The organism is Nostoc sp., from assembly GCF_036917465.1.
Taxonomy (GTDB): Bacteria; Cyanobacteriota; Cyanobacteriia; order Cyanobacteriales; family Nostocaceae; genus Nostoc.
This window is the reverse complement of the sequence record NZ_JBALDL010000041.1, coordinates 187850-211743: the sequence shown is the minus strand read 5'-3', so window position 1 is coordinate 211743 and position 23894 is coordinate 187850. Positions and strand designations below refer to the sequence as shown.

Annotated in this window: 16 protein-coding genes and 2 pseudogenes; 10 read left to right on the top strand and 8 right to left on the bottom strand. The window is 40.6% G+C overall.

What is annotated here, in order from left to right; all coding sequences use genetic code 11:
- The 6 genes and pseudogenes from V7K38_RS08790 to V7K38_RS08765 all read left to right on the top strand — a co-directional run.
- Positions 1–129: pseudogene (locus V7K38_RS08790) on the top strand (photosystem II D2 protein (photosystem q(a) protein)); the annotation flags it as partial.
- 752 nt (positions 130–881) lie between these two features.
- Entirely contained in the window at positions 882–1163 is a 282-nt protein-coding gene (locus tag V7K38_RS08785) for a 4a-hydroxytetrahydrobiopterin dehydratase (RefSeq protein WP_334857077.1), read from the top strand.
- Positions 1164–2019: 856 nt separating this feature from the next.
- Entirely contained in the window at positions 2020–3738 is a 1719-nt protein-coding gene (locus V7K38_RS08780; RefSeq protein WP_334857075.1) for an iron uptake porin, read from the top strand.
- Positions 3739–4361: 623 nt separating this feature from the next.
- Positions 4362–5424: pseudogene (locus tag V7K38_RS08775) on the top strand (pyridoxal-phosphate dependent enzyme).
- A 15-nt stretch (positions 5425–5439) separates the two neighbouring features.
- The gene (locus V7K38_RS08770; protein ID WP_334857073.1) at positions 5440–6141 is read left to right on the top strand and encodes a J domain-containing protein; all 702 of its coding nucleotides are present in this window, start codon (positions 5440–5442) and stop codon (positions 6139–6141) included.
- Between the two features lie 125 nt (positions 6142–6266).
- Positions 6267–7139: a 6-carboxytetrahydropterin synthase gene (locus tag V7K38_RS08765; protein WP_334857071.1), complete on the top strand. Its 873-nt coding sequence runs from the start codon at positions 6267–6269 to the stop codon at positions 7137–7139.
- A 208-nt stretch (positions 7140–7347) separates the two neighbouring features.
- Here V7K38_RS08765 and V7K38_RS08760 read toward each other — a convergent pair whose 3' ends face one another.
- The 3 genes from V7K38_RS08760 to V7K38_RS08750 form a co-directional block, all read right to left on the bottom strand.
- The gene (locus tag V7K38_RS08760) at positions 7348–8343 is read right to left on the bottom strand and encodes a PrsW family glutamic-type intramembrane protease (RefSeq protein WP_334857069.1); all 996 of its coding nucleotides are present in this window, start codon (positions 8341–8343) and stop codon (positions 7348–7350) included.
- Positions 8336–9256 (bottom strand): class I SAM-dependent methyltransferase, encoded by a 921-nt coding sequence (locus V7K38_RS08755; protein WP_334857067.1) that lies wholly within the window; start codon positions 9254–9256, stop codon positions 8336–8338. Before V7K38_RS08755 ends, V7K38_RS08760 begins: the two co-directional genes overlap by 8 nt.
- A 186-nt stretch (positions 9257–9442) precedes the next feature.
- A complete protein-coding gene (locus V7K38_RS08750; protein ID WP_334857065.1) occupies positions 9443–11122 on the bottom strand; it encodes a DUF3352 domain-containing protein in 1680 nt (559 codons plus the stop codon).
- Between the two features lie 553 nt (positions 11123–11675).
- On the opposite strand from V7K38_RS08750, the gene V7K38_RS08745 reads away from it, so the two are divergent.
- The 4 genes from V7K38_RS08745 to V7K38_RS08730 all read left to right on the top strand — a co-directional run bounded on the left by V7K38_RS08745 (position 11676) and on the right by V7K38_RS08730 (position 18685).
- Entirely contained in the window at positions 11676–14288 is a 2613-nt protein-coding gene (locus tag V7K38_RS08745; RefSeq protein WP_334857063.1) for a M1 family metallopeptidase, read from the top strand.
- Positions 14289–14924: 636 nt separating this feature from the next.
- A complete protein-coding gene (locus tag V7K38_RS08740; RefSeq protein WP_334857061.1) occupies positions 14925–16649 on the top strand; it encodes an ABC1 kinase family protein in 1725 nt (574 codons plus the stop codon).
- A 28-nt stretch (positions 16650–16677) separates the two neighbouring features.
- A complete protein-coding gene (locus tag V7K38_RS08735) occupies positions 16678–17046 on the top strand; it encodes a hypothetical protein (RefSeq protein ID WP_334857059.1) in 369 nt (122 codons plus the stop codon).
- A gap of 757 nt (positions 17047–17803) precedes the next feature.
- Positions 17804–18685: a hypothetical protein gene (locus V7K38_RS08730; protein WP_334857057.1), complete on the top strand. Its 882-nt coding sequence runs from the start codon at positions 17804–17806 to the stop codon at positions 18683–18685.
- 54 nt (positions 18686–18739) lie between these two features.
- Here the strand turns inward: V7K38_RS08730 and V7K38_RS08725 are convergent, their stop codons facing one another.
- Genes V7K38_RS08725 through V7K38_RS08705 form a run of 5 tightly spaced genes read right to left on the bottom strand, consistent with a single transcriptional unit; the run spans position 18740 to position 23889 of the window.
- A complete protein-coding gene (locus V7K38_RS08725) occupies positions 18740–19774 on the bottom strand; it encodes an Npun_R2821/Npun_R2822 family protein (RefSeq protein ID WP_334857055.1) in 1035 nt (344 codons plus the stop codon).
- Positions 19775–19790: 16 nt separating this feature from the next.
- A complete protein-coding gene (locus V7K38_RS08720) occupies positions 19791–20681 on the bottom strand; it encodes an Npun_R2821/Npun_R2822 family protein (protein ID WP_334857053.1) in 891 nt (296 codons plus the stop codon).
- Between the two features lie 3 nt (positions 20682–20684).
- Complete coding sequence (locus V7K38_RS08715) at positions 20685–21665, bottom strand: Npun_R2821/Npun_R2822 family protein (RefSeq protein WP_334857051.1); 981 nt, start codon at positions 21663–21665, stop codon at positions 20685–20687.
- Between the two features lie 3 nt (positions 21666–21668).
- A complete protein-coding gene (locus tag V7K38_RS08710) occupies positions 21669–22631 on the bottom strand; it encodes a glycosyltransferase family 10 domain-containing protein (RefSeq protein ID WP_334857048.1) in 963 nt (320 codons plus the stop codon).
- Between the two features lie 46 nt (positions 22632–22677).
- A complete protein-coding gene (locus V7K38_RS08705) occupies positions 22678–23889 on the bottom strand; it encodes a glycosyltransferase family 4 protein (RefSeq protein WP_334857046.1) in 1212 nt (403 codons plus the stop codon).
- Positions 23890–23894: the final 5 nt, after the last annotated feature.

Below are 23894 nucleotides of genomic sequence, written 5' to 3'. Positions count from 1 at the left end.
TTTGAAACCTTCTATACCAAAAACATTTTGCTGAATGAGGGTATCCGCGCTTGGATGGCTCCTCAAGATCAACCCCACGAACAATTTGTATTCCCAGAAGAAGTACTACCTCGTGGTAACGCTCTCTAATCTTAAAAGCCGATCGTGACTTGAATCACATCTGTGGTTGCCGAAAATTGACATCAGCCAGATTAAATAATCTCCTTGGCATAAGCTAACAAAGTGTCAATATTCCCGATCTCCCGCCTTTTGGTGGGAGATTTTTTTTATAGCTGGTTAATATCTCTCTTAATATGTTATGTTAGAAAAAGGTTATGAACCCGGAGTAAACGCTCTGCCTTTTTGAAACTAAGACCGTTTAGGCAATAAGGAGGTGATGCCCATGATAGAAAGTAGTATACGCATGGGTCATCAGGTTGCAGTTAGCCGGCTGTGTGCCGGGGCTGTTCTCTAAAAGTTAGCCTTAGTTATCTTTGAGATACTAAGTTAGCTCAACTAGCTAGGCAAGCTCGGAGTTCCTTCCGGCAGTCTGGTTGCAACCTGAAGACCCGCTAGACCGCTCTGACTTAGATTATCCAATCTAAATCAGAGCGGATAGTTTTTTATGGGTAACTTTTGAAAACTTAGATAGCGATACCTGCGGCGGGCAAAGCGAATGTGTTTAAGTTTTCTTCAAAATAAAAATATCTTGCATCAAACCTTGGAGTATGACCAGATATGACCTATAGCGTTTATTTACCAAGTTTGATCTAAATATACACACACGTGTTATCAATCACTTTGTCCTCCCATACTTTATGTATGTATTTGTGGAAAATAAGAAAGGTTTGTTTTTATCAAAAAAATATAAAATCTAAAAAATTAAGTAGGAATTTTTTGATATGTCACAATTACTCACTGAAGCCGGAATTGAACAACAAGTAAAAGTTCTGTCTGGTTGGACTGTCAAAAACTCCAAGTTGCATATTACCCGGACATTCAAGGATTTTATCGAAGCAATTGAGTTTGTTAATAAGCTTGTAGAGCCTGCTGAGTCAGCAGGACATCATCCCGACATAGAGATTTCCTACAATAAAGTGAAGATTACGCTCACATCACATGATGCAGGTGGACTAACCCAGGCAGACTTTGATGTAGCGCAGGCGATTTCCCAAATTCAATAAGTGACTTCTTCTGACATTTTGTACCAGGTGACTAGAAGCAACCGCGACAAAGACAACACCGCCCTATCTTTACTCATAAGGACTCATAAGGGAAAAGTAGCACCGAAATTGATTGAGAGTAATGTTACAGGTTTTTGTTTGGAGAGCGCGGGTTTCAAAAACCTTGATTCCTGATTTTGTGTTTATTCCAAACTATACCAGGCGAACAACCCCGCAGAAATCCTTTGCTGTGTTTGTTGTATAGCCGAGCCAGTGTATTTTAACTAGTTAGGACTAGCCCTTTCAAGGTGACTCATAAAATCTCTGCTTTCCTCTCTGTGTTGCGCCAGTTGCTTCTCCTCTCGGAGACGCTGCGGGAACAAGTCGGGGAACCGCAGAGGCGCAGAAAACACAGAGAAAAGAGTAACATATTGTCAAAAAATTTTACCCACCTTGAAAGGGCTACTCCTAACTAGCGTGCAATTTCTCCTAAATTAAGTATAAGGAGTAATTTATCTAACTAAGTGGTAAGTATTTAACGCTTTCGGCAATTTAGCAAAGTAGGGAGCAAACGTTCGAAACCATACTCCCTGCTTAGATATTTAGATAACTATGTGTGACAGTTATTAAGCCGATCGCTCCAATATTGCCATCTAGGTCAGATGTTTTATAATGTTATGATATGAAGATATGTTTTTGCATAAGTTAATTGCATGGGTTTTTAACCCCAAGTTAATCGTTTATTAGCTTTGCAAAAACTAAAATTGTAGTAGTGGCAATTATGCCTCATCCATAGGTTTCAATGAGATGTGGCATTTTCGAGAATTAGGTGGAAAGAAACTAATTATCTAAACAAGGTGTGAGGAGTAAAGAAAAGATGTCTAATCTATTATGGAAATCCTTAGTGGTTAGCCCAGCAGTCTTGGGTGCAACATTGTTAGTCTCGACAACAGCAATTGCGGCTCCAAACAAAACCACTGAAGTAACACCAGCTAAACAAGCAAGTGTCACTGAAGTTGTTCAACAGCCAGAAATGTTGGCTCAAACAACGATAGATCAAGTTAATCGCTACAGCAACGAAGGCAACCAGAATAACTCTCAGTCTCAAGTAACATCGGTTTCTCAGTTCTCCGATGTACAACCCACTGACTGGGCATTCCAGGCATTGCAGTCTTTGGTTGAGCGCTATGGTTGTATTGCAGGTTATCCGAATGCTACTTATCGCGGTAATCGTGCTTTGACCCGTTATGAATTTGCTGCTGGTTTGAACGCCTGTTTAGATCGCGTTAACGAGTTGATTGCTACAGCAACAGCTGATTTGGTAACTAAACAAGATTTAGCTACCCTACAGCGTTTACAAGAAGAATTTTCCGCAGAATTGGCAACCCTACGCGGTCGTGTAGATTCCTTAGAAGCGCGGACTGCTGAATTGGAAGCTAATCAGTTCTCCACCACGACAAAACTAGTCGGTGAAGCCGTTTTTGGCGTTACTGATGTGTTTGGAGGTAGAAATGGTGACAATAACAACACCGTATTCCAAGATCGGGTACGTTTAGACTTGCAAACCAGCTTCACGGGTAGAGACGTTTTACACACCCGTCTATCAGCCGGAAATGCACAAGCCTTTGCAATAGATAGCAGGAATGGTGGTGTTGGTGCAGAAGGCAGACAAACATTTCAAATTGGTGGTGGCGATAATAACAACAGCGTCAAGATAGACCGTTTGACCTATGAAGTTCCAATAGGCCCAGCTAATGTGTACTTGGCGGCCAGTGGCGGACGACACAGCCAGTATGCTGCTGTCAACAACCCTTACTTTTTCGATCAAACTGACGGTGGTAATGGTGCTTTGTCAACCTTTGCTTCTGAAAGTCCAATCTATCGGATTGGTGGCGGTGCAGGTATAGCACTCAATCTACCCCTCGGTAAAGGTACTGGCATCTTAGGAAATAGCTCAATCACTGCGGGTTACTTGGCATCGGAAGCTAATAATCCTGGTCTTAGTTCAGGTCTGACCAACGGTGACTACGCCGCTTTAGGACAGTTGAACTTTAGTGTTGGCAATCGCTTGGCTTTAGCTGCTACTTACGTCCACGGATATAACGGCGCAGGCGCAGGTAGTAATTTATTCAACTCGGGTTCCACGTCAAACCCAGAGCTTCTTGCAGTAGGTACTCAACGAGCTAACACTTTACCAACTGCCGGTTCCAGTAGCAACTCTTATGGTGTATCAGCTGCATTTAGACCCAGCGACAAGCTATCAATTAGTGGCTTTGTCTCTTACCACGATATCATCGGCTTTGGTGCAAATGATGATTATCAAGCATGGAGCTATGGTGCTGGGGTTGCTTTAGTTGATTTCGGTAAACGAGGTAACGTTTTAGGTCTTTTCGCGGGAGCAGAACCCTATGCCTTGAACCGGACAGGTGTTGCTGGTGGTAATGATGTACCCTATCACTTTGAAGGCTTCTACAAGTATCGCGTATCGGATAACATCTCTGTTACTCCTGGCTTAATTTGGTTAACATCTCCTGGTCAAAGCAGCAATAATGATGACGCGATTATCGGTACGCTCAGAACAACTTTCAGCTTCTAGAGTATTGACTATCGACTGACAATTTTGAAATCTGTTTCTCCCCGCCATCAAGCGGGGTTTTTTGTTTTCAGTAGCAGCAATGGATAAACCCCATTTGGATATCATGTACTACATTTAGTCAAGAATCATCTGTTATTTGTTATCTAACCCTTATGAATAAGAATTAAATAAGATACAGTTTATGTCCCTCGCTTACCTCACCCTCAATCCCTCTCCTTTATAAGGCTACGGTGTACACACAAGTCTTTGAGAGTGGCTTCATAGGCTTTTGATCCCCCCAACCCCCCTTAAAAAGAGGGGCAGAAGTCTCTTAAAGTCCCCCAATTTATCGGGGGATTTAGGAGGATCTCCAACGATTTTGGGTTTGTACAAAGATGTGTGTACACCGTAGCCTTTATAAGGAGAGGGAAGCTAGAAACAGGATGAAGTTTTGTATTTTATTTAATCCACGTTCCTTAACTCGACTTTATTCATTTTTTGCAACGCGATAGTCCTACGGAGTCTTTGCACGAGTGCTATCGCTCAAACCTTTGTAGTACGGTAGTTTTACTTTTGAACTTCATTGATTAACCTATGATGTGGATTACAAATGCCTCTTGACTAAGTAACTGAGGACTATAATTATGCGAATTGCTCGTAACATTACAGAACTGGTTGGTCGTACACCCTTAGTGCAGTTGAATCGCATTCCTCAAATAGAAGGATGTGTTGCAGAAATTGTGGTGAAACTGGAAAGTATGAACCCATCAGCATCAGTCAAAGACCGGATTGGGGTTAGCATGATTAACACCGCCGAAGAGGAGGGGCTGATTACTCCTGGGAAGACAATATTAGTAGAACCCACTTCTGGAAACACAGGAATTGCCCTAGCAATGGCAGCAGCAGCTAAAGGTTATCGCTTAATTTTGACAATGCCAGAGACAATGAGTGGGGAGCGTCGGGCAAGGGACTTCCAAATAAAAAAATACTCAACTACTTCTTGTGGGGTGGGCAACATGAGCGCCCATATACAAGATTGGGTAATTTATTTGTTGGAAGTCCCCAATGTTGCGGGCTTATGGAGCAGAACTGGAACTAACACCAGGGATGGAAGGTATGAGTGGGGCAATTGAGCGATCGCAACAAATAGTTAATAATACGCCAAATACTTATATGTTGCAGCAGTTCCGCAATCCAGCGAATTCAAAAGTGCATCGAGAAACTACAGCCCTAAAAATCTGGGAAGATACTGATGGACAAGTAGATATAATCGTAGCTGGGGTAGGCACTGGTGGTACGATCGCTGGTGTGGCAGAAGTGATTAAAGCACGCAAACCTAGTTCTAAGGCGATCGCTGTTGAACCAGCCAATAGCCCAGTTTTATCTGGGGGAAGGCCAGGGCCACACAAAATCCAAGGAATTGGTGCTGGGTTTATTCCCGAAGTTCTTAAGATAAAATTGATTGATGAAGTGATTACAATCACCGATGAAGAAGCGATCGCTTATAGTCGGCGTTTCGCAAAAGAAGAAGGGCTACTATCTGGTATTTCCAGTGGAGCCGCTTTATGTGCAGCAATTCGCGTTGCTCAACGTGAAGAAAACAAAGGGCGTTTAATTGTGATGATTCAGCCTAGTTTTGGTGAGAGATATTTGAGTACACCGTTGTTCCAAGACCTGGATGCAAGGTTAGCCGCTAGCATCAGCTAACGATAAATTGAATTAATGGTCAATTCTAAACAGGTTTCTAACCATTACGAAACTCTCAAAGTTAGTCCAACTGCAAGCCTTGCGGAGATTAAGCAAGCTTATCGCCGCTTGGTTAAGTTATTTCATCCTGACAGTAATCAGGATACAGCCGATCGCGAACAGATTATTCTCATCAATGCAGCTTATGAAGTCTTAGGCGACAACCATAATCGCCGCAATTATGACCAACAACTGCAAAATGACTCTCAAAAATTAAATAGCGATCGCCAACAGCGTACAGCATCAGCACAAAAGCATTACCAGACAAAACGAAAAACAGGACGGGAAGTTGACGAGCAAGTTGAAGAATGGCTGCGTCGAGTTTATCAACCAGTCAATCATCTGCTTTTTGGTATTCTCTATTCTCTAGAGGAGCAAATAGAGCAATTAGCTGCCGATCCTTTTGATGATGAGTTGTTAGATCAATTTCAGGAATACTTACAAACCTGTCGAGATGACCTCAAGCAGGCACAAATTATTTTTCGATCTCTGCCGAATCCCTCTAATTTAGCAGGGACTGCGGCTAACCTCTATTACAGCCTCAATCAAGTATCAGATGGACTTGATGAGTTTGCTTATTTTCCTTTGAGCTACGATGAGCGTTATTTACACACAGGTCAAGAACTATTCCGCATTGCTACTAGATTGCACTGTGAAGCACAAGGGTCTGTTATTTAGTTATTGGGCATCGGGCATCGGCCATGGTCAAATGACTAATGACTAATCACAACTGACAAAGAAATTAGTTTATGCTGGATACAGAAAAAGATTAAGAAATTTTAAATTCTGCTCGTAGTGTACTCATGCAATGTATTGTTAATCGCCGCGCCCAGTTTTCAGCAAGTCATCGCTATTGGTTGCCAGAACTGAGTGAAGCCGAGAATATTGAAAAATTTGGGGCTGGTTCTAGATTTCCTGGACACGGACATAACTATGTCTTATTCATCTCCCTAGCCGGAGAATTGGATGAATATGGTATGGTGCTGAACTTGTCTGATGTAAAACACGTAATCAAACGGGAAGTTACCAGTCAATTGGATTTCTCTTATATCAACGATGTCTGGGCAGAATTTCAAGAAACTCTGCCCACCACTGAGAATATTGCACGGATTATCTGGCAACGACTAGCACCACACTTGCCTTTAGTCCGTGTGCAGTTATTTGAACATCCTGAACTTTGGGCAGATTATATGGGAAACGCAATGGAAGCATACCTCACTATCAGTACTCACTTTAGCGCCGCCCATCGGTTAGCTCATCCTAGTCTCAGTAACGAAGAAAATACTGAGATTTATGGTAAGTGCGCCCGTCCCCACGGTCACGGACACAACTATCATTTAGAAGTCAGCGTCAAAGGCAAAATTGACCCACGCACTGGCATGATTGTCGATTTAGGGGGTTTGAATCAAGTGGTAGAAGATTATGTAGTTGAACCATTCGATCACACTTTTTTAAATAAAGACATTCCTTACTTTGCCGAAGTTGTACCCACTGCTGAGAATATCGCACTTTACATTAGTAATTTATTGCGATCGCCTATTCAAGAATTGGGAGCTAAACTTTACAAAGTGAAACTGATTGAAAGTCCTAATAACTCTTGCGAAATCTACTGCACGGAGTCTGAATCAGATTCAGTCAGTGCATCCCTGAATCAGCCAGTGTTAGCGCGGGTTTAGCTGTAGGGGCTGGGAAGATGAGGGAGATGAGGGAGGAAATAACCAATTCCCAATTCCCAATGCCCCATGCCCAATTCCCAATTCCCAGTTAGAAAAGTTTACTCACTAAGCAGGTGAAACCAGGTAGCAAATAGCTCTAGATCATCTGTCGTCCAACGCACTGGAGTTGTTTGCATAGAAACCCTCTAGCATTTTCTTAAATCATATTTTAAAAATAGCGGCGACGGGCGGAATGTCGCAAATAGCGATAAATGCCCCAAGCTAAAACTCCAAAAAAGAGATTTAGCAAAAAGCGACTAAATATAAACCACAAAATATAAGTGTCAAAAAGCTTTGACGGACTCAAAGGACTAATTTTATTGGCTAAGAGAAACAGCCCAAAAATAGCATTTCCACCCAGCACGAGGGCAAAAAGCACTAAACTCCTTTGCCAGTAACGGCGCTGGGGTGTACGGTCTGAAATCAGGGTAATTACTGGTTTACCTTGCACTTTTCGCAGTAATTGTTCTAGTCGCCAAAACATCCACAATAGAAACGGAAATAAACCATAACTAAGGAAACATAACGTTAGTGAGTAACCGCAAGCAATAGATAAAATATTAACTAGGGCATGACAGATTACAGAATTCAGCCAAGCCCTAAAAATTAACTTCCTGTCTTGATTTAACCGATTTTTAGACGAAATATACATTGCCAAGGCATATCCCCAAGGCGCAGAGAACATGGCATGGACGGGCGTGCTGATAATACGGCCAGGAATAGATGCTGTATCGTGAAAAAGGTAAATCCAGTTCTCTTCGGCAGTAAATCCAAGGGCAACGGCTATGGTGAAGAGGAAAACAGTTGAGGGAAGTAATCGATACGTGCGTTGCAAATAGTAGGTTGGTACAACAACCCCTGCTAACTTGCAGCCTTCTTCAATTAGACCTACTTCCACAAGCTGCCGCAAGATTGCACCAGGAAGCGTAGACGCGAAGCGGCTTATCGCCAGATATCGCTCGAACCGTTCCCAGTCTACAACCCAATTAGCTACAGTTTCAAAATTTGATTCAAGTCTAAGGGCTAAAAGACCAGATATTGCCCCAATGCTAAAGAACATCAGTAACTTTAACAGAGGTGGGGCAAATGGGACTCGATAGTAGTAGTAGCCTAGCAGTAGCAAGGGTGGTATTACTGCCCACAACAGTAGAGAAAAATTAACCACTCACCTGAGCAATTACTGTGCGGTGACGGTGAGTATTATTGGTAATAGTGGGAGTTTGGAAACCTGCTTCAACAATAGCTTGCTGAATATCCAAAGCAAAATATTCATCTAAATACGGTTCAGTACTTTTGAGCAACGTCAAAATGTAAGCTGGCATTTTCTGGTAGACTTCAGAATTTGGATTTATATCCATGATTGCCAAGTAGCCACCCGGACGCAGCACGCGCCGCATTTCAGCAAAAATCTGTTGGGTTGCTGATTGGGGTAACTCGTGACACATCAAAAAAATTGAGACTAAATCAAATGAGGCATCAGGTAGCCCAGTAGATTCAGCTTGGGCATGAAGCCAGTTAATTTTAGCTTGACGTTGTTGGGCGCGGTAATTAGCAACAGCTAAGAAGTAGGGAGATAAGTCCAAGCCTGTGATTTGGGCATGGGGATAAATTTCTTGTAGGGAAAAGGTACTCAAACCTACAGCACACGCCAAGTCTAGAATGTCTTGGGGTTGATTGGGAATTTGCGCTTTGAGGATATCGTGGTAACTTTGGCGTAGTCTAGCATCTCCTTGTGTTCCAGCATCCTGCCAAATTCCGGCGTGGACGGCACAAGCAGCAACTTCTAATTCAAAAGCGGCTTTCCAACTGAGGTCTCCATCTTCATAGGCATGGAATGGCCGCAAATAGTATTCTGGGTAGGAAAGCTGAGGATTTTCTACTTGAGCTAAATCCGCCTTCCAATCACGCGCCTGTAGTGTCTCAACTTCTTGCGTCCAAGGTACGCCAATTCTCTCGGCACGTTTAATCATCATTTGACGGGCTTGATGTTTGGCTAGGTTGGCTAAAGGCTTGATTGCCAGTACTCCATTTACCAAGCGGGAAGCAAAGCCAGGATTAGTTTTTACAGCAGCAGTCATAAATTAATTTGCGTTTACAGCCTTTTTACTTATGACACACTTGCTGGACGGCAGTCTAGAAATGAATTGAATTATGTAACGATAATTGGAAAATCGGGAATCGGGAATCGGGAATCGGGAATCGGAAATGGGGAAGACTAAGCAGACTAGAAAAATAAGCATTCCCAATTGGCAATTCCCAATTCCCTATTTTACTGAAGGTTTGAGAGCTAACAACATTTCTAATTCACTGGTGGATTTATCGGGGCTATTAGCGGTAAATCCAAGACCACGAATGGAATTGAGGATGGTGATAGTATTCGCGTCAGATGAAATTAAACTATTGACCAAGGGTACGGTTTTAGTTTTATCCATATCTAGGTAGAAATAACCGCCGTTAGGCTTGTGCAAAGAACCAGTAACGGCTTTGAAAGCATCGCTATTATCGAGAGATGAATTTTTGCGATCGCTAATTGCATCTGCAACTGGGCCACCAAGAGCCACAAATACAGTGTCTTGATCTAGCCAACCATGCGCCAACAAAGCTCCCTGTTTGGGGATTTGCCATTCAGTTACGTCTTTACCACCGACATTTCTATTGGCGATGTTGATTTGTTGAGTTTTGGCGAGAGTATCCAATTTCGTCAAAGTGGCTTCGGCTGTTTTGCGATCGCTAGTGTCAAATACTAAAGCACCTCCAAAACCAACACTAGCTAACACTCCTTGATTCGATGGAACCGCACCAAAGGCAAATTCCCCATTCATCCAGCCAAAAATATCCTTATCCAGGTCAATATTCACAAATTTCAGTTGTCCGCGTGCTTGTTCCAAGGCTTGCTTCATTTCTGGATAATCTTTTGACTGTTCTACTAAGGTTTCCCAGCCACGACTGATGCCATTTCCGCTAATTAGAGCAAAGGTATCAACAGGAAATTGCCCGACTATATTTCCCGGACTTGATTGATACTGAAATTTATTGAGTTGCGGATCTAAATTAGCGATCGCTTTTACCCGCACTCCCGCATCATCAACACCAACACCCGCCACCACAGATTTTATCTGTTTCAGTTGCGTCAGGGCCTGTGGTGGTAACTGCTTTGCCTGCTGACTTCCGGCAGCTAATTGCTGTACCATACCTGCATAGTCTGGTACATAAATTTGAGCAAGGCTGTTTTTGACATCCACTCCTTTGCTAAGAATGCTGTTTGCACCTTCTTTACTCGCAAAAGAAGATTGTCCTTTAAAGGTATCAATTGCTTTTTCTACAGCTTGCTTTTCGGGGGCTAATATCAAGTGACTATTATTTAAAACTACGCTATATACTGGCTTGCCATTTTCTGTAGTTTCGATAATTTTTTGACCTTGGTAGTCAGATTCCTGGAATTTCGCCCCTTTTTGTGACTTCAATTTATTAGCAAAATTCAAGGCACTGAGTTTATCCTTGATTCCCACTACTATCAGAATATTTGATTCCTGCTGTAAATTTGTTGGTACATTAGGTGCTACAGAAGGCACATTGAATTGTGCCGGTTTCACAGAATTCGGTGGTAGTACAGCAATCATCACACCACCAACCCAAGGCTTTATGTCTTTTTCATAAGAAACGTTACCATCACTGAACATTTGCTTATTGAAATATTCCACCCCTTTTGCCACTAACTTTTGTGCTTCTGGAGTACCAAACTGCTGTAACTTTGCCCAAGCTTGAGGGTCAGTAGTAATATAAGTTGCCATCAATGCTGTTGAAGGGACTAATTTAGCACTGCCGAGAGCGTCTGAGCTACCACCTGATGGGCCTTTCAAATACATGTAACCAGCTATACTTCCAGCTACAACTACAGCAGCACCAACAGCAGGAATAAAAAACTTTGATTTACTTTCGGGCATTTTGGTATCCTCATTTGGTCAGATTGTCATCGAGATTTATACAAGTGTCATTGTAGAGTTTTCGGATTTATTAATAATTTCCGCTCATCGATCGGTATTTACTGATAAAATTAGTAGTCCTATCAGTTAAAAATCTCAAATAATTACCCTAAAAAAGACTTCAAGGGAATGAGGAGCGAATCCGCAAATGATATGCTGTTCATCTAAAACAAAGTAGCCTGCTCAACAGCAGCAAGCTATCCTAAGTTATAAGAATAATTAGGACTATTTGTACTTAATATGAATCTACCGAGGTGCAAGAGACACTTGACTCGATGACAAAAAAGTGCAAAACATCAAGAAAGGTAAATGCGGGAGGGATATGGAAAAAAGTCCAAGGATCGGCAACCGACCTTCGGAAATTTGGGTGAGATTAATTTCAATCCTCCAATCCCCAATGGGAATCTTAACCCCCATACTGCCCTATTGATTTGGGAAATACAGACACCGCTATTTTGCTTAATTACATCTAGCCAAGCCAGACTTTTCAGGATTACAAGGTCAGTAAGGATCAATGTCGAAGTCTTATTTTGATACAGATAATAACGGACACAAACCTTTTGAGTTACCGGGAGCAAGACCACACTACAACCCCGATCGCCCCGGACAAGTGGAGCATATTTTTCTCGATCTCAGCTTAGATATCCCTAAGCAAAGCTATCAGGGCAGTTGTAGCATTCGCCTCTTGCCAATCCGTAATGGTATTGACCGTTTGACTTTGGATGCTGTCAACCTGAATATCGAGTCTGTGCAGGTGGACGATGTGCCACAAACTTTTGACTACGATGGGGAACAGCTTTCTATCCAACTTTCTGAGGTGACTCAGATTGGTAAACGCTTGCTGATTGCGATCGCCTACTCGGTGACAAAACCGCAACGCGGCATTTATTTTATCCAACCAGACAAGCACTATCCAAACAAGCCCACTCAAGTTTGGACTCAGGGAGAAGACGAAGATTCCCGCTTTTGGTTCCCCTGCTTTGACTATCCAGGACAATTGTCTACTTCCGAAATTCGCGTTCGTGTTCCGAACCCTCTGGTGGCGATTTCTAACGGCGAACTGATTGACACCACAGAAGATGGTGATGACAAAATCTACCATTGGTCACAGCAACAAGTTCATCCTACCTACTTGATGAGTTTGGCAGTAGGTGACTTTGCCGAAATTCGGGATGAGTGGAAGGGTAAACCAGTCACCTACTACGTAGAAAAGGGGCGGGAGGAAGATGCTAAACGCAGCATGGGCAAAACTCCCCGGATGATCGAATTTTTGAGCCAAAAGTATGGTTATCCATATCCTTTCCCGAAATATGCCCAGGTTTGTGTAGATGACTTCATCTTTGGCGGGATGGAAAACACCTCCACAACCTTGCTAACAGATAGATGTTTGCTGGATGAACGCGCCGCTTTAGACAACCGCAACACCGAAAGTTTAGTTGTCCACGAACTCGCGCACCAGTGGTTTGGCGATCTGGTGGTGATTAAGCATTGGTCTCATGCTTGGATTAAGGAAGGAATGGCTTCCTATTCTGAAGTGATGTGGACACAACAGGAATATAGTCTAGAAGAAGCAGCTTACTATCGTTTTTTAGAAGCTCGTCGTTACATTAGTGAAGATAGCAGCCGCTACCGTCGCCCGATGGTAACGCATGTTTACCGCGAAGCTATTGAACTTTACGATCGCCACATCTACGAAAAAGGGTCTTGTGTTTATCACATGATTCGCGCCCAATTGGGAGATGAGTTATTTTGGCAGGCTATTCAAACATTTGTTCAAGATAATGCCCACAAAACTGTAGAAACAATAGATTTACTCAGGGCGATTGAAAAAGCTACCGGACATAATCTTTTGTTCCTTTTTGACCAATACGTTTATCGTGGTGGTCATCCCGATTTTAAGGTAGCTTACTCTTGGGATGGAGATGCTAAGTTGGCAAAAATTACGGTAACTCAAATCCAAGCTGCTGAAGGTCAAAATGGCAGTAAGGATTTGTTTGATTTAAAAATACCGATTGGTTTTGGCTATACCCAACAAGAAGAATCTCGGAAACTGAAAACTTTCACAGTAAGAGTAAATGAACGGGAACAAAGTTTCTATTTTCCCCTAGAAAATAAGCCCCAATTTATCAGCTTTGATGTTGAGAATAATTACCTGAAAACAGTAGCTTTAGAGTATCCGATAGCAGAGTTAAAAGCACAGTTAGAATCTGACACAGATCCAATTTCGCGCATTTATGCAGCAGAAGCTTTGGCGAAAAAAGGCGGGTTAGAAGCGACAAAAGCACTATCTGCGTCCCTCAAAAATGACCCATTGTGGGGTGTGCGGGTGGAAGCGGCGAAACAACTAGCCAAAATTAATTTAGACCAAGCCTTTGATGGCTTAGTTGTGGGATTAAAAGATAAAAATGCTTACGTGCGACGATCTGTAGTGGAAGCACTTGCTCAAATCAAAACTGCTGAAAGCTATAAAGTTGTGAGAGGGTTGTTGCAAAAGGGCGATCCTAGCTACTACGTGGAAGCAACAGCATCTCGTGTGATTGGCGCGATCTCTGCGAGGGGCTTCGCCTACGCATCTGCGAACTTGGAACAAAAACCCAAGGAAGACAAGGTATTAAAGCAACTCAAAGGCATTCTAGAAGAAAAAGCGGGTTGGAATGAAGTAGTGCGGAGTGGGGCGATCGCTGGTTTAGCTGAATTCAAAACCTCGGAAGTAGCTTTAAATCTAGTAATCGAATACACCAAAATCGGTGTACCACAACCTCTACGTTTAGCCACAATTCGCGCTTTAGGAAAGATTTCTGTAGGTCAAAGTCCGGTTAATTTGGAACGGATTTTAGAAAAATTAGCAGAACTAGCCAAAGAAACCTTCTTTTTAACGCAAGTGGCGGTAGCAGCAGCATTAGGACAAATGGAAACACCCAAAGCAGTGGGGATTTTGCGATCGCTAGCTGAACAAACAGCCGATGGGCGTGTCCGTCGCAATGCTGAAGAAGAAATTTCCAAGGTGCAAAAGAACATCGGTTCTGAAAAAACCATCCGTCAATTGCGTGAAGATTTCGACCAACTCAAACAACAAAACCAGGAATTGAGAAGCCGTTTAGAAAATTTGGAGGCCAAATCTAAATAGCCCCAGATGATAGTTAAAAGTTGGTAATTGGTAATTGTGGTAAAACCACTACCAATTACCAAAGATTGTAGTTAATGCTGTAATTTTTATTATTCAAAAAGCTTCTAAATATACACTCTCCGAAAAAAGTTAAGTTTTCTTTAATAGTTATTTTTTACACACAAAAATCTCTAATCTTTACGTAATTAAGTTGGTATAAATAAACATAATATCAAAAGCCTCGACTTCTCAAAGAATTCGTGAACCTTTGCCCTGAAAGTTTTCTGTTTAATTTAGATTGGCCTACTTACTACTGCTATATGTAGCTGATAGCAAGCGTGGTTACTGAATTGTCACATCTACTCAAATTTGCACATACACGTAAATATTTATATTTATCTAAAAATAGGTGAAGAAAAGATAAAATCACTGAAAACATGGAAAAGTAGTTGTAGTTTTATAAAGTATAATTAAGAAAAAGATAAACAAATCTCGGCAGTAATATAGGCTAAAACTACCTCGAACAGTATCCCCAGAAAGGTAGAATTTGAGTTGTTTTAGATAAAAAACGACCGTTATCTTTTGCCTACAAATAACTTGTGGGTTTAGTAGAAAACAATAATTGTAAATTTTTCAGTTGAAGAGGCAAATAAAGGCGTGGGTCAGTATCAACCTACTCAGCTAAAACTCTATAATCCAGATGCGATCGCTCGCTATTATAGTTACCGTCCCTGGCTAGCCTGGGGGCGACTGCTGAGAATTATCTCCTCTTTCGCAGGATTTATATTTAGTCTCAAGTGGGACGAATGGCAAGACAAAGTTGAGCAAAATAAAGGTAAACGAGCTATCCAGTTGCGAGAACTGCTCACCCGCCTCGGCCCGACTTTTATTAAAGTTGGTCAAGCCCTCTCCACCAGACCCGACTTAATCCGTAAGGATTTTCTAGAAGAACTGATCAAGTTACAAGATCAGTTACCACCTTTCGATAATGCGATCGCTTACAAAATTATCGAAACCGAGCTAGACCGTCCAATTCATGAAAGTTTTAGCGAACTCTCGCCTAGCCCAGTCGCTGCTGCTAGTTTGGGTCAAGTATACCGTGGTCGTTTGCTCACTGGCGAAGAAGTTGCAGTGAAGGTACAACGCCCCAACTTACGCCCAACTCTTACCCGCGACCTCTACTTATTGCGCTGGGGTGCGAGTTGGGTGGCTCCTTGGTTGCCTCTCAATCTCGGTCACGACTTAACCTTAATCGTGGACGAATTTGGTACGAAGCTATTTGAAGAAATTGACTATATAAATGAAGGCCGCAACGCCGAACACTTTGCTAGCAACTTCCGCAACGACCCACAAGTTAAAGTTCCAGGAATTTACTGGCGTTATACCAACACCCACGTTTTAACCCTGGAATGGATTAACGGCTTCAAGCTAACGGACACTCAACGCATCCGCGAAGCAGGTTTAGACCCAGAAGCGATTATCCAAATTGGCGTTACTTCAGGATTGCAACAACTCCTGGAACACGGCTTTTTTCATGCTGACCCCCATCCCGGTAATTTATTTGCTGTAACCGATGGTCGGATGGCTTATATTGACTTCGGCATGATGGATCAGTTGGAGGAAAACACCAAAGAAACACTGGTGGATGCGCTAGTGCATTTGGTGAATAAAGACTATACCGACTTAGCGGAAGACTTTGTAAAATTGGGATTTTTGACTCCAGACACGAATATTTGCCCGATAGTGCCAGCATTAGAAGCAGTGCTAGGAAACGCTATTGGTAAAAATGTCAAGGATTTTAACTTCAAAACGATTACCGATGAATTCTCGGAACTGATGTACGAATATCCTTTCCGAGTTCCGGCGAAGTTTGCTTTGATTATTCGTTCCTTGGTAACTCAAGAAGGTATTGCCCTCAGCCTCAACCCAGATTTCAAAATTGTGGAAGTGGGTTATCCCTATATAGCGCGGCGGTTGCTAACAGGGGAATCGCCCGAATTGCGGCGGCGATTATTGAATGTGTTATTCAAAGATGGTAAATTTCAGTGGCAACGGTTAGAGAATTTAATTGCGATCGCTCGAAGTGATAACAACTTTGATGTCTTGCCCACAGCCCAGATGGGGTTCCAGTTTTTGATGTCCGAAGAAGGCAAATTTCTGCGGCGACAGCTGGTGCTGGCTCTCACCGAAGACGACCGCCTCCACACCGAAGATGTCCAACGCCTGTGGAACCTGGTTAAAGATGACTTAAAACCGGATCGTTTATTAAATGTAGCGATCGGCATTTTAACAAATTTATCTAGAGAAGGCGCAGCCGCTATTCTGCCAAAAGCTACATTCCTTGACCCTTTTACTGGAAACCAGTCAGCAATTAAAAACTAAAAACCTTTAATATAAATCAGGAGTTTTAATGTACTATTTTCCTCTGCAACCGCCTTATTTCCTCTTACTTGTTGGCTTCTTGACAGCATTAACATCTGGTTTGGCATTATCTGGCACTTTGAAAGTAATTGTGCAGAACTGGCCAAGCGAACGAGCAGAAAATACTAAACCACGTTCGTCACTGAAACAATTACTTGTGCCATTTATCGGCATAACTGGCGGCGCTTGTCTATTTCTCTCTTCCGGTTTAGAGATATTTGGCTTTCCCTCCACCTTGGCTTTAGGAGTTGGTCTACCAATTAGCTTGTTTACTTGTTTGCTAGTTTGGTTGCAACTGGGAAGTATGATGACTTTCATAGAACGCGAAGGTATGCAATCTTTAGATTTAGATGTTTAGATTCTTTTTCTTAGATAGTAGAACGATTCATCAACATATAAATTACCCTAAATTCTGACCGCCAGCAATGATGTATATAGCAATCCTATGTGATTTTTGAAAATCTTCAGTCTGATACCAATTTAATATAAAGTTGCACATATCTTGATCCCTCTAAATCCCCCTTTTTAAGGGGGACTTTAATAGATGTTTTTCCGTTTTCCCCCTTATTAAGGGGAGCCAGCGTGGTCTTGGGGGTTTCCCCCATGAGCGACTGGCGTGGGCTAGGGGGGATCGAATTATATGCAGCTTCATAGAAAATTGGTATGAGATCCCCGACTTCTTAGGAAGGTGGATTAAATAAAATGTAAAGCTTTATCTTGCTCTAGCTTCCCTCTCCTTTATAAGGAGAGGGATTGAGGGTGAGGTAAGCCAGAGACATAAACTGTAGTACAAAAGAAGCGTCTTGTGTATTAACGTAAATAGGTCGTTTTAGGCTTTTGAAGGGCGCTTCTGATTGCTGGCGTAGGCGCAGCTCGCCGCAGGCATCGCCAAAATATGATTGAAAAACCTAGCAAAAAGCCTTGAAAACTATACCTGTTATTTTCGCTTTTCTGTCAATGCGTAAGTCCTAAATACTTATTTTTACTGATATTTCATAAATATAAGGGTTAATTGCGTTAAAATTACGTACAAATACTGAAAAATTCATCAATAGTATATCTACCCAAAGTGGTAGCAACTATGAATTTGCAGATTAGAAGGAGCGTAAAAAGCCATGACTCAAGGCGAACAAAGATTTTGTTTTTGTACTTTAGCATGTGGTAAGAACTATCGCGATCTTGCATTGTTATTAGCAAAAGATATCAAAAAATATTCACCAAATAGCTCTTTTATCATTCTAACTGACTGTCCTAGCGACTTTAGCCAACAGTCTAACGTTTTAGCTTTTAAACATAAACAGCAAAGTGTTAAGTTTTACCATGACAAAAGATTTGCAATAGCTAAGGGTTTATCTCTATTTAATTCATGCATATTTATTGATGCAGATATGCGAATATTGGCACCAGTTCCACAATATCCGCAATGGATTTCAAAACCAGGTATAACTGCAAGGGGTTGTGAAAATATGCCTAAAAAGTATGCTAAGGTTCTAGCGGGTAATCCTGATGCCAAACTTTTAAAAGAATTTAATGTCGCTAAAAAGGCTGCTTCCAAGTTAAATCTAGAACTAGAAAATGAAGATATTAACTTTGTCTATGAATACTTATTTGCAGTTACAAAAGACTCTGGAAAGGAAATAGAATTTCTTAAACAGTGGGAAATTATAGCCTCTTATTGTGAGTTGAATGGACTGTATGACTCTGAAGGGAATGCAATAGGTTTAGCAGCTGCTAAAGCTGGTTTACCTGTTAGATGGAGTGCAATGGAGGGTATCTCTTTCTTTAAGAATAGAGTTGAATTCGTCAGAATCAAAAAGGGAGAGTCAAAAATGGAGGACATGGCAATATATTTTGAGCAACAAGCAAAACTAGAATACCCCGAACGCTTCCTTAGAGAGAGAATTATACTTAAAAGCAATAAAATTATTAAGTATTTATATAATTTACTGCGGTTAAGAATTATAACTTTGAAAGACTTTAATTTTTATTACCGATAATTAGGCAACAGAGCAACTAGAAACTCAAAGAATTTTAAGCCAAATTTTGCTTAATTATTTAGTAATTCTATCCTTAAAATTACGATAATTAAGCTTAATATTGTTGAATTTTTGATTTAAAAAACTTGTAGTAGTCTTTTGTAGACGTATTAGCGGACTCTGACGCTTAAAGCTTTTCGGTCTTTGTTCTGGTGACTTTAAATATCTATAATGCAAAAACACATCTCGATATGGAATATTAACATCTTGACCAGCGCAAAGTTGAGTAAAATTTGATGAACTTATACTCATATAGTGCAGATATGTCAACCTCCGCCCTTGATCGTAGAGGATATTATCTATCACATCAAATGGAGAACTCCAGTGATTACCAGTTGCTTGTTTGCAGTCATGAAAAGCGAAATTATAATATGAAATACCACTTCTCAATACCATGTAGTTAAATAAAGATTGGTCAGGTGCTAAAAAAGCCATAACATCAGCTTCACCTGATGTTAATTTGTCGATTAAGTCGGCTCTTATCGCTGGAGAAAAAATATTTTTCTTAGCAGCAAACCAACCAGCACAAAATACTTTATCTCGCAAGTTTTCTAAGTTGAAAACTCGCTGCATTTGCTCTGGTGAGCTATCAAAAATAAATTTTAAGTCAGACTTATATTGAAAATCATTGACTACCCAATCAGATGTAGCTAATTTTTCATATACATAATCTACAGGCCCCATTAACAAGGTATCTGCATCAAAATAAATAAATCTATCAAAGGGGCCATCGATAGCACAAAATTTCCGGTGCATAGGTAACTCATAAAGTTCTGGAAAGCCCCATTCTCGCCAAGTTTTTTGTGCTCTAGGGTAATTTTTCCATATCTGAGTAGCAAAGTCATCCCAGTAAGCTATGGAATTAGAGTCTTCAAATAAAGTGATATTATCTCTAGATGCAATCTCTGCTTTTACTTTGTCTAAGTGCTGATTATATGGAAGTATACAAATAGGAATTTTCCTACCAGCATTAGCTTCTATACTGTTAAGCAAGGCAATTAGTTGGTCATAAACAACATCATTGGCTAGGATGTAAATACCATCAATCATTGGGATACTCCTAATATTAAGTGCGGGCAACAACAAAGGGAAATAAACGGCGAGTTAGTTTAGAGATAAAGGCAAATTTGCCCTCATGGAGATAGCGATAGTGTTCCCACAATTGCCAATAGGGACTACCAGTTTTCATCCGCGTACCAGCCCAGTGGAGATATTTTAGTCGTTGTCCTCGGTCATATAGGGCGTAGTCTTGCTGTTGGAAATTTTGCGAACCCGCCCAACTACCAGGCCCTCCTCCAGGAATTTTAACGAGATTTCCACGTTTGGCAATCAGTTTAAGAACAAGATAATTTAAAATTGGTTGGTCTGTAACTCCTTCAGAAAAATCGAAATATTCTCGATGTGCCGCACACTCTTGCAAAGCTTCATTCATTTGTTGTTCAGTAATAACTTCTTTTCTAGAAGCCCAAAAACCGCTATTGAAAACGTCTTGAAGTTGGGCATCTGAAAAAATTTGCTGTTCTTTCACAAATGGGGAAAAGATATTTCTCAGCTTGTCATTGGCATGATGGTAATCACAACAGAAGAAATCGACTTCTGAAAGTTTGTCTAAATTGTCAGCGATTTTTTCAAACACGACAATATCTGTATCAATATAAATAAACTCATCTAAAGGCCCAAACCACGCCACCAGTTTACGCATTTTATTGGGTAAGGCGAGGAAATCTCTATCAAAAATTTCTCCGATGCGTTTAGTAAATTTATCAATAAGTTCCAAATCTGGAAAAATTTGTACATTGTGTAAGCTAGCAAGCTGGTCTGCTACCTTGTGATAATTTTCATTAAATGGTATGAGATAAATAGTTACTTGTGGATCGTAGTAACGAATGCTATTGAGTAAAGCGATCGCATTATCGATAACACGGTCATTAGCAACAATATAAATTCCCCTGCTCATAAATTATCCTTGGTTAATTAACTTCAATTTTCGCAAAGCTCTAGTAAGTAAATTTGGTACGACGGGAGCATCATTATAATTCTTAGGAGGATTTTGAAATACTGGACGCTTATCTGGTTCGTGTAGATAACGATAGTGGAGAAATAAATCTCGATAGGGAAACTCAATATTTTCTCCAGCGCAGACTGCTTGATTGATGTTAGGAGGAATGCCAATGTAATGGAGATAAGTCAGTCGATTGCCTTTATCATAGAGAATTTTATCTTTTTCTTCAAAATGCTCGGAAGTAACAGCGTTGCCTGTAATTTGATGATTTGGTAAGTTATGTGCAAAGTTATAAACTGGAATATTAGACCTCATAAACATATAATTTATAACTGGTTGATCTCCTGTTGGATAAAGGATTTCCTTCTCACCTGCTCTCAAATAAGATAATAAGGTTTCTAATTTATCTTGTTCAAATAGACCTTTTTTAGAAGCGTAAAATCCTGAACAAAATACCTCTTTTTTGATGCGTTTTTTATCAAAAACTTGTAGTAATTTAACTGAATTAGTGTTATAAACTTTATCTGGGTGTTTAAACTGGAAATCATAGACTACACAGTTATATTCATCTAATGTTTGAAAAACCAAATCTAATGAATTCATCACTAGAGTATCGGCATCCAAATAAACAAACCGATCAAATGGGCCATCAAACGCACAAAATCTTCGATGACCGCCATAAATTCTGTATTTATTTTTGTTCATACTAGCAGGACTAGCCTCTAGCATGAATTTATCCCAGCGATTGATTGATTCTTGATTATCGTAAAGAAATACATTCGGGCGTTTAGCAATTTCATCCGCAATTCGTTGTGTCCGATCGTCAAAAGGATAGATACAAACCGGAATTTCTTTACCTAGCATCACATCAATACTATTTAGTAAAGCAATTAGTTGATCAAAAACATAGTCATTGCCAAGGGTACAAATACCATTCATAATTTATGAGTGTTGAGCAACAAAGTTTGATAACCAGTTAAGCAAGTTTAATTTATGTAAAATGATTTGACGTGCTTCTGCGATCGCATCTTTGGCAGCATACCAAGCATCAGGGGTAGCTGTAACCTCTCGGATGTAAGCAATACCTTTTTCATCCAAACTAGGCAACCGCAAAAAACTACCCGGTGGCAATAATTTATCAGCAGCCCGGCCACCATAGTAAATTGGTAAACACCAGGCAAGTAAACTATCCCAAAGTTTCTCACTCACATACCAATTATTATCAGCATAGTTTTCAATTGCCAAATTGTAATAGTATGGTGCCATACCATACCACTTGTTACTCAATTCTCCCGACTTTTTCGCCGATTCTGGTAAGTTTCTCCCATATAAATCAAACTTAATATCACTAGATTGTAGTGACTGTAAAAAATCTAAACGCTGGCGATGGTTGACTGTGCGGTTAATTCCTGAAGTAATCCAACTACATGGCGCAACCTTTTGGGGCGGTGGTAATTCATTTAAATCTTGAAATGAATTGGAATGATACCAAATAGCAGGCATATAGTCGGGAGTGGGAGCAAAATCATCAGGCCCAGAAATGTAGCCACAATACTTTTGAGCTTGTTGATAATTGTGATTATTTATTTCTACAATTTCATCTAAAGGCGGTTCTCTTAATAGATAAATAATTCGTTCTTCGTTGATACCACGCAGTAAATAATCAATATTGACTACTGGCTTTTTCTGCCGTTGACGTAAGCTATCTAACCAAGATTGTTGCGGTACTGCTTTAGGAAAATCAAATTGATACATTAACAGAAAATCTGGGTTTGCTGCTAATGCCTGCATTTGTATATTGCCCCAATTTCCAAATTGATGCGGGGTTTGTTGCCAAAGCCAATCGGCTCTGGTTTCTAAACCCTGATAGCTGCTAATCATTCCTACAGTTTTATTATTTGTCATTTGTTATTTGTCATTTGTTATTTTGCTTAATCTCACCAATTTTTCCTTAGACAATAAGTTGAGTAAGCAGAGATTCATCAACATAACTAAGGATTTTTGCGGCTCGATTTTCCCAGGAAAACTGCTTGACAAATTCGATACTATCTGGATAACCTTCTATTTTTCTAGGATGAGTTTCTAAAACTTGCTTCAGACTTTCGGCAAATTTGCTCGGATTATCTGGCTCACACCAAGCAGCGATCGCTTTTGTATCTTGAAACTCAACTAATGAAGGAATTTCCGTTGAGATAATGGGAGTCCCAGAGGCAAAGTAGTCAAATAGCTTTAAGGGAGATGTGAAAGTTGCCGCTTTTCCCGAACAATGAGGGTGAGCTAAAACATCAGCTGCTTGTAGCAAAGATGCTAACTCATTATGCAAGACATAGCCCAAAAATTTAATATTATGAACCTGTTTTTCTTTTACTAATTGCTGATAATATTCGATTTCTTCTGGCTTACCACCTGCACAGGCAAATTGTACATTAGGCATTTCCTTAGCTACATCAATTAGTACATCAATACCTTTAAATTGCTGTAACGCTCCTGCATAAACTACCAGATGCTGGCTTTCATATTGCAATAGTTTTTTACGCCATTCTGCTGCTCTTTCTGGTTGTTTTTGCATAAATAAGCTATTAAAACCATTGTGCAACTTAATTACTTTTTCTGGTGGCATACCATTTTTAATCATACTTTCGCGGATGGTGTCTACAACTGTGACAGCAATCTGGAAAAGCGGATTTTTAACAATTTCTGGCTCAAATGGCTTGTCTTCATGATGGTGGTGTTCATAAATTGCTGGAATGCCATTTTTGATGGCAGCTTTGACAAAATTCCAGTTGCGACTGTGAACAAGTTTAGTCGTTGGAAGTATATGAAATGGTAAATAATACTTGCTCGCAATAGTGTTAGAGTCAGTAAATTTGCTCGGAAAATGGTCAATCGGCCAAGGCATCGGTAATGGAGCAACTTTTAATTTGTCATGGAGGTTGTAATACTTAATAAGTTCTATTGGTGTTTTTCTCGGTTGAAAAGGACGCACTAAATTAACTGGATTACTAGCTTTTGCTCCTTTTTCAGGGTATATCAAAACTGTTGAATATCCCAAGTTAGCGGCGGCATTAGCTGCATTTGTAGACTGCACTAGGTGAGCTTCTGGCTGGGGTAATTCTTCATTAATAAAAAAAATGTAGTGTTTTTTTAAAGGATGATTTTTCATAATTG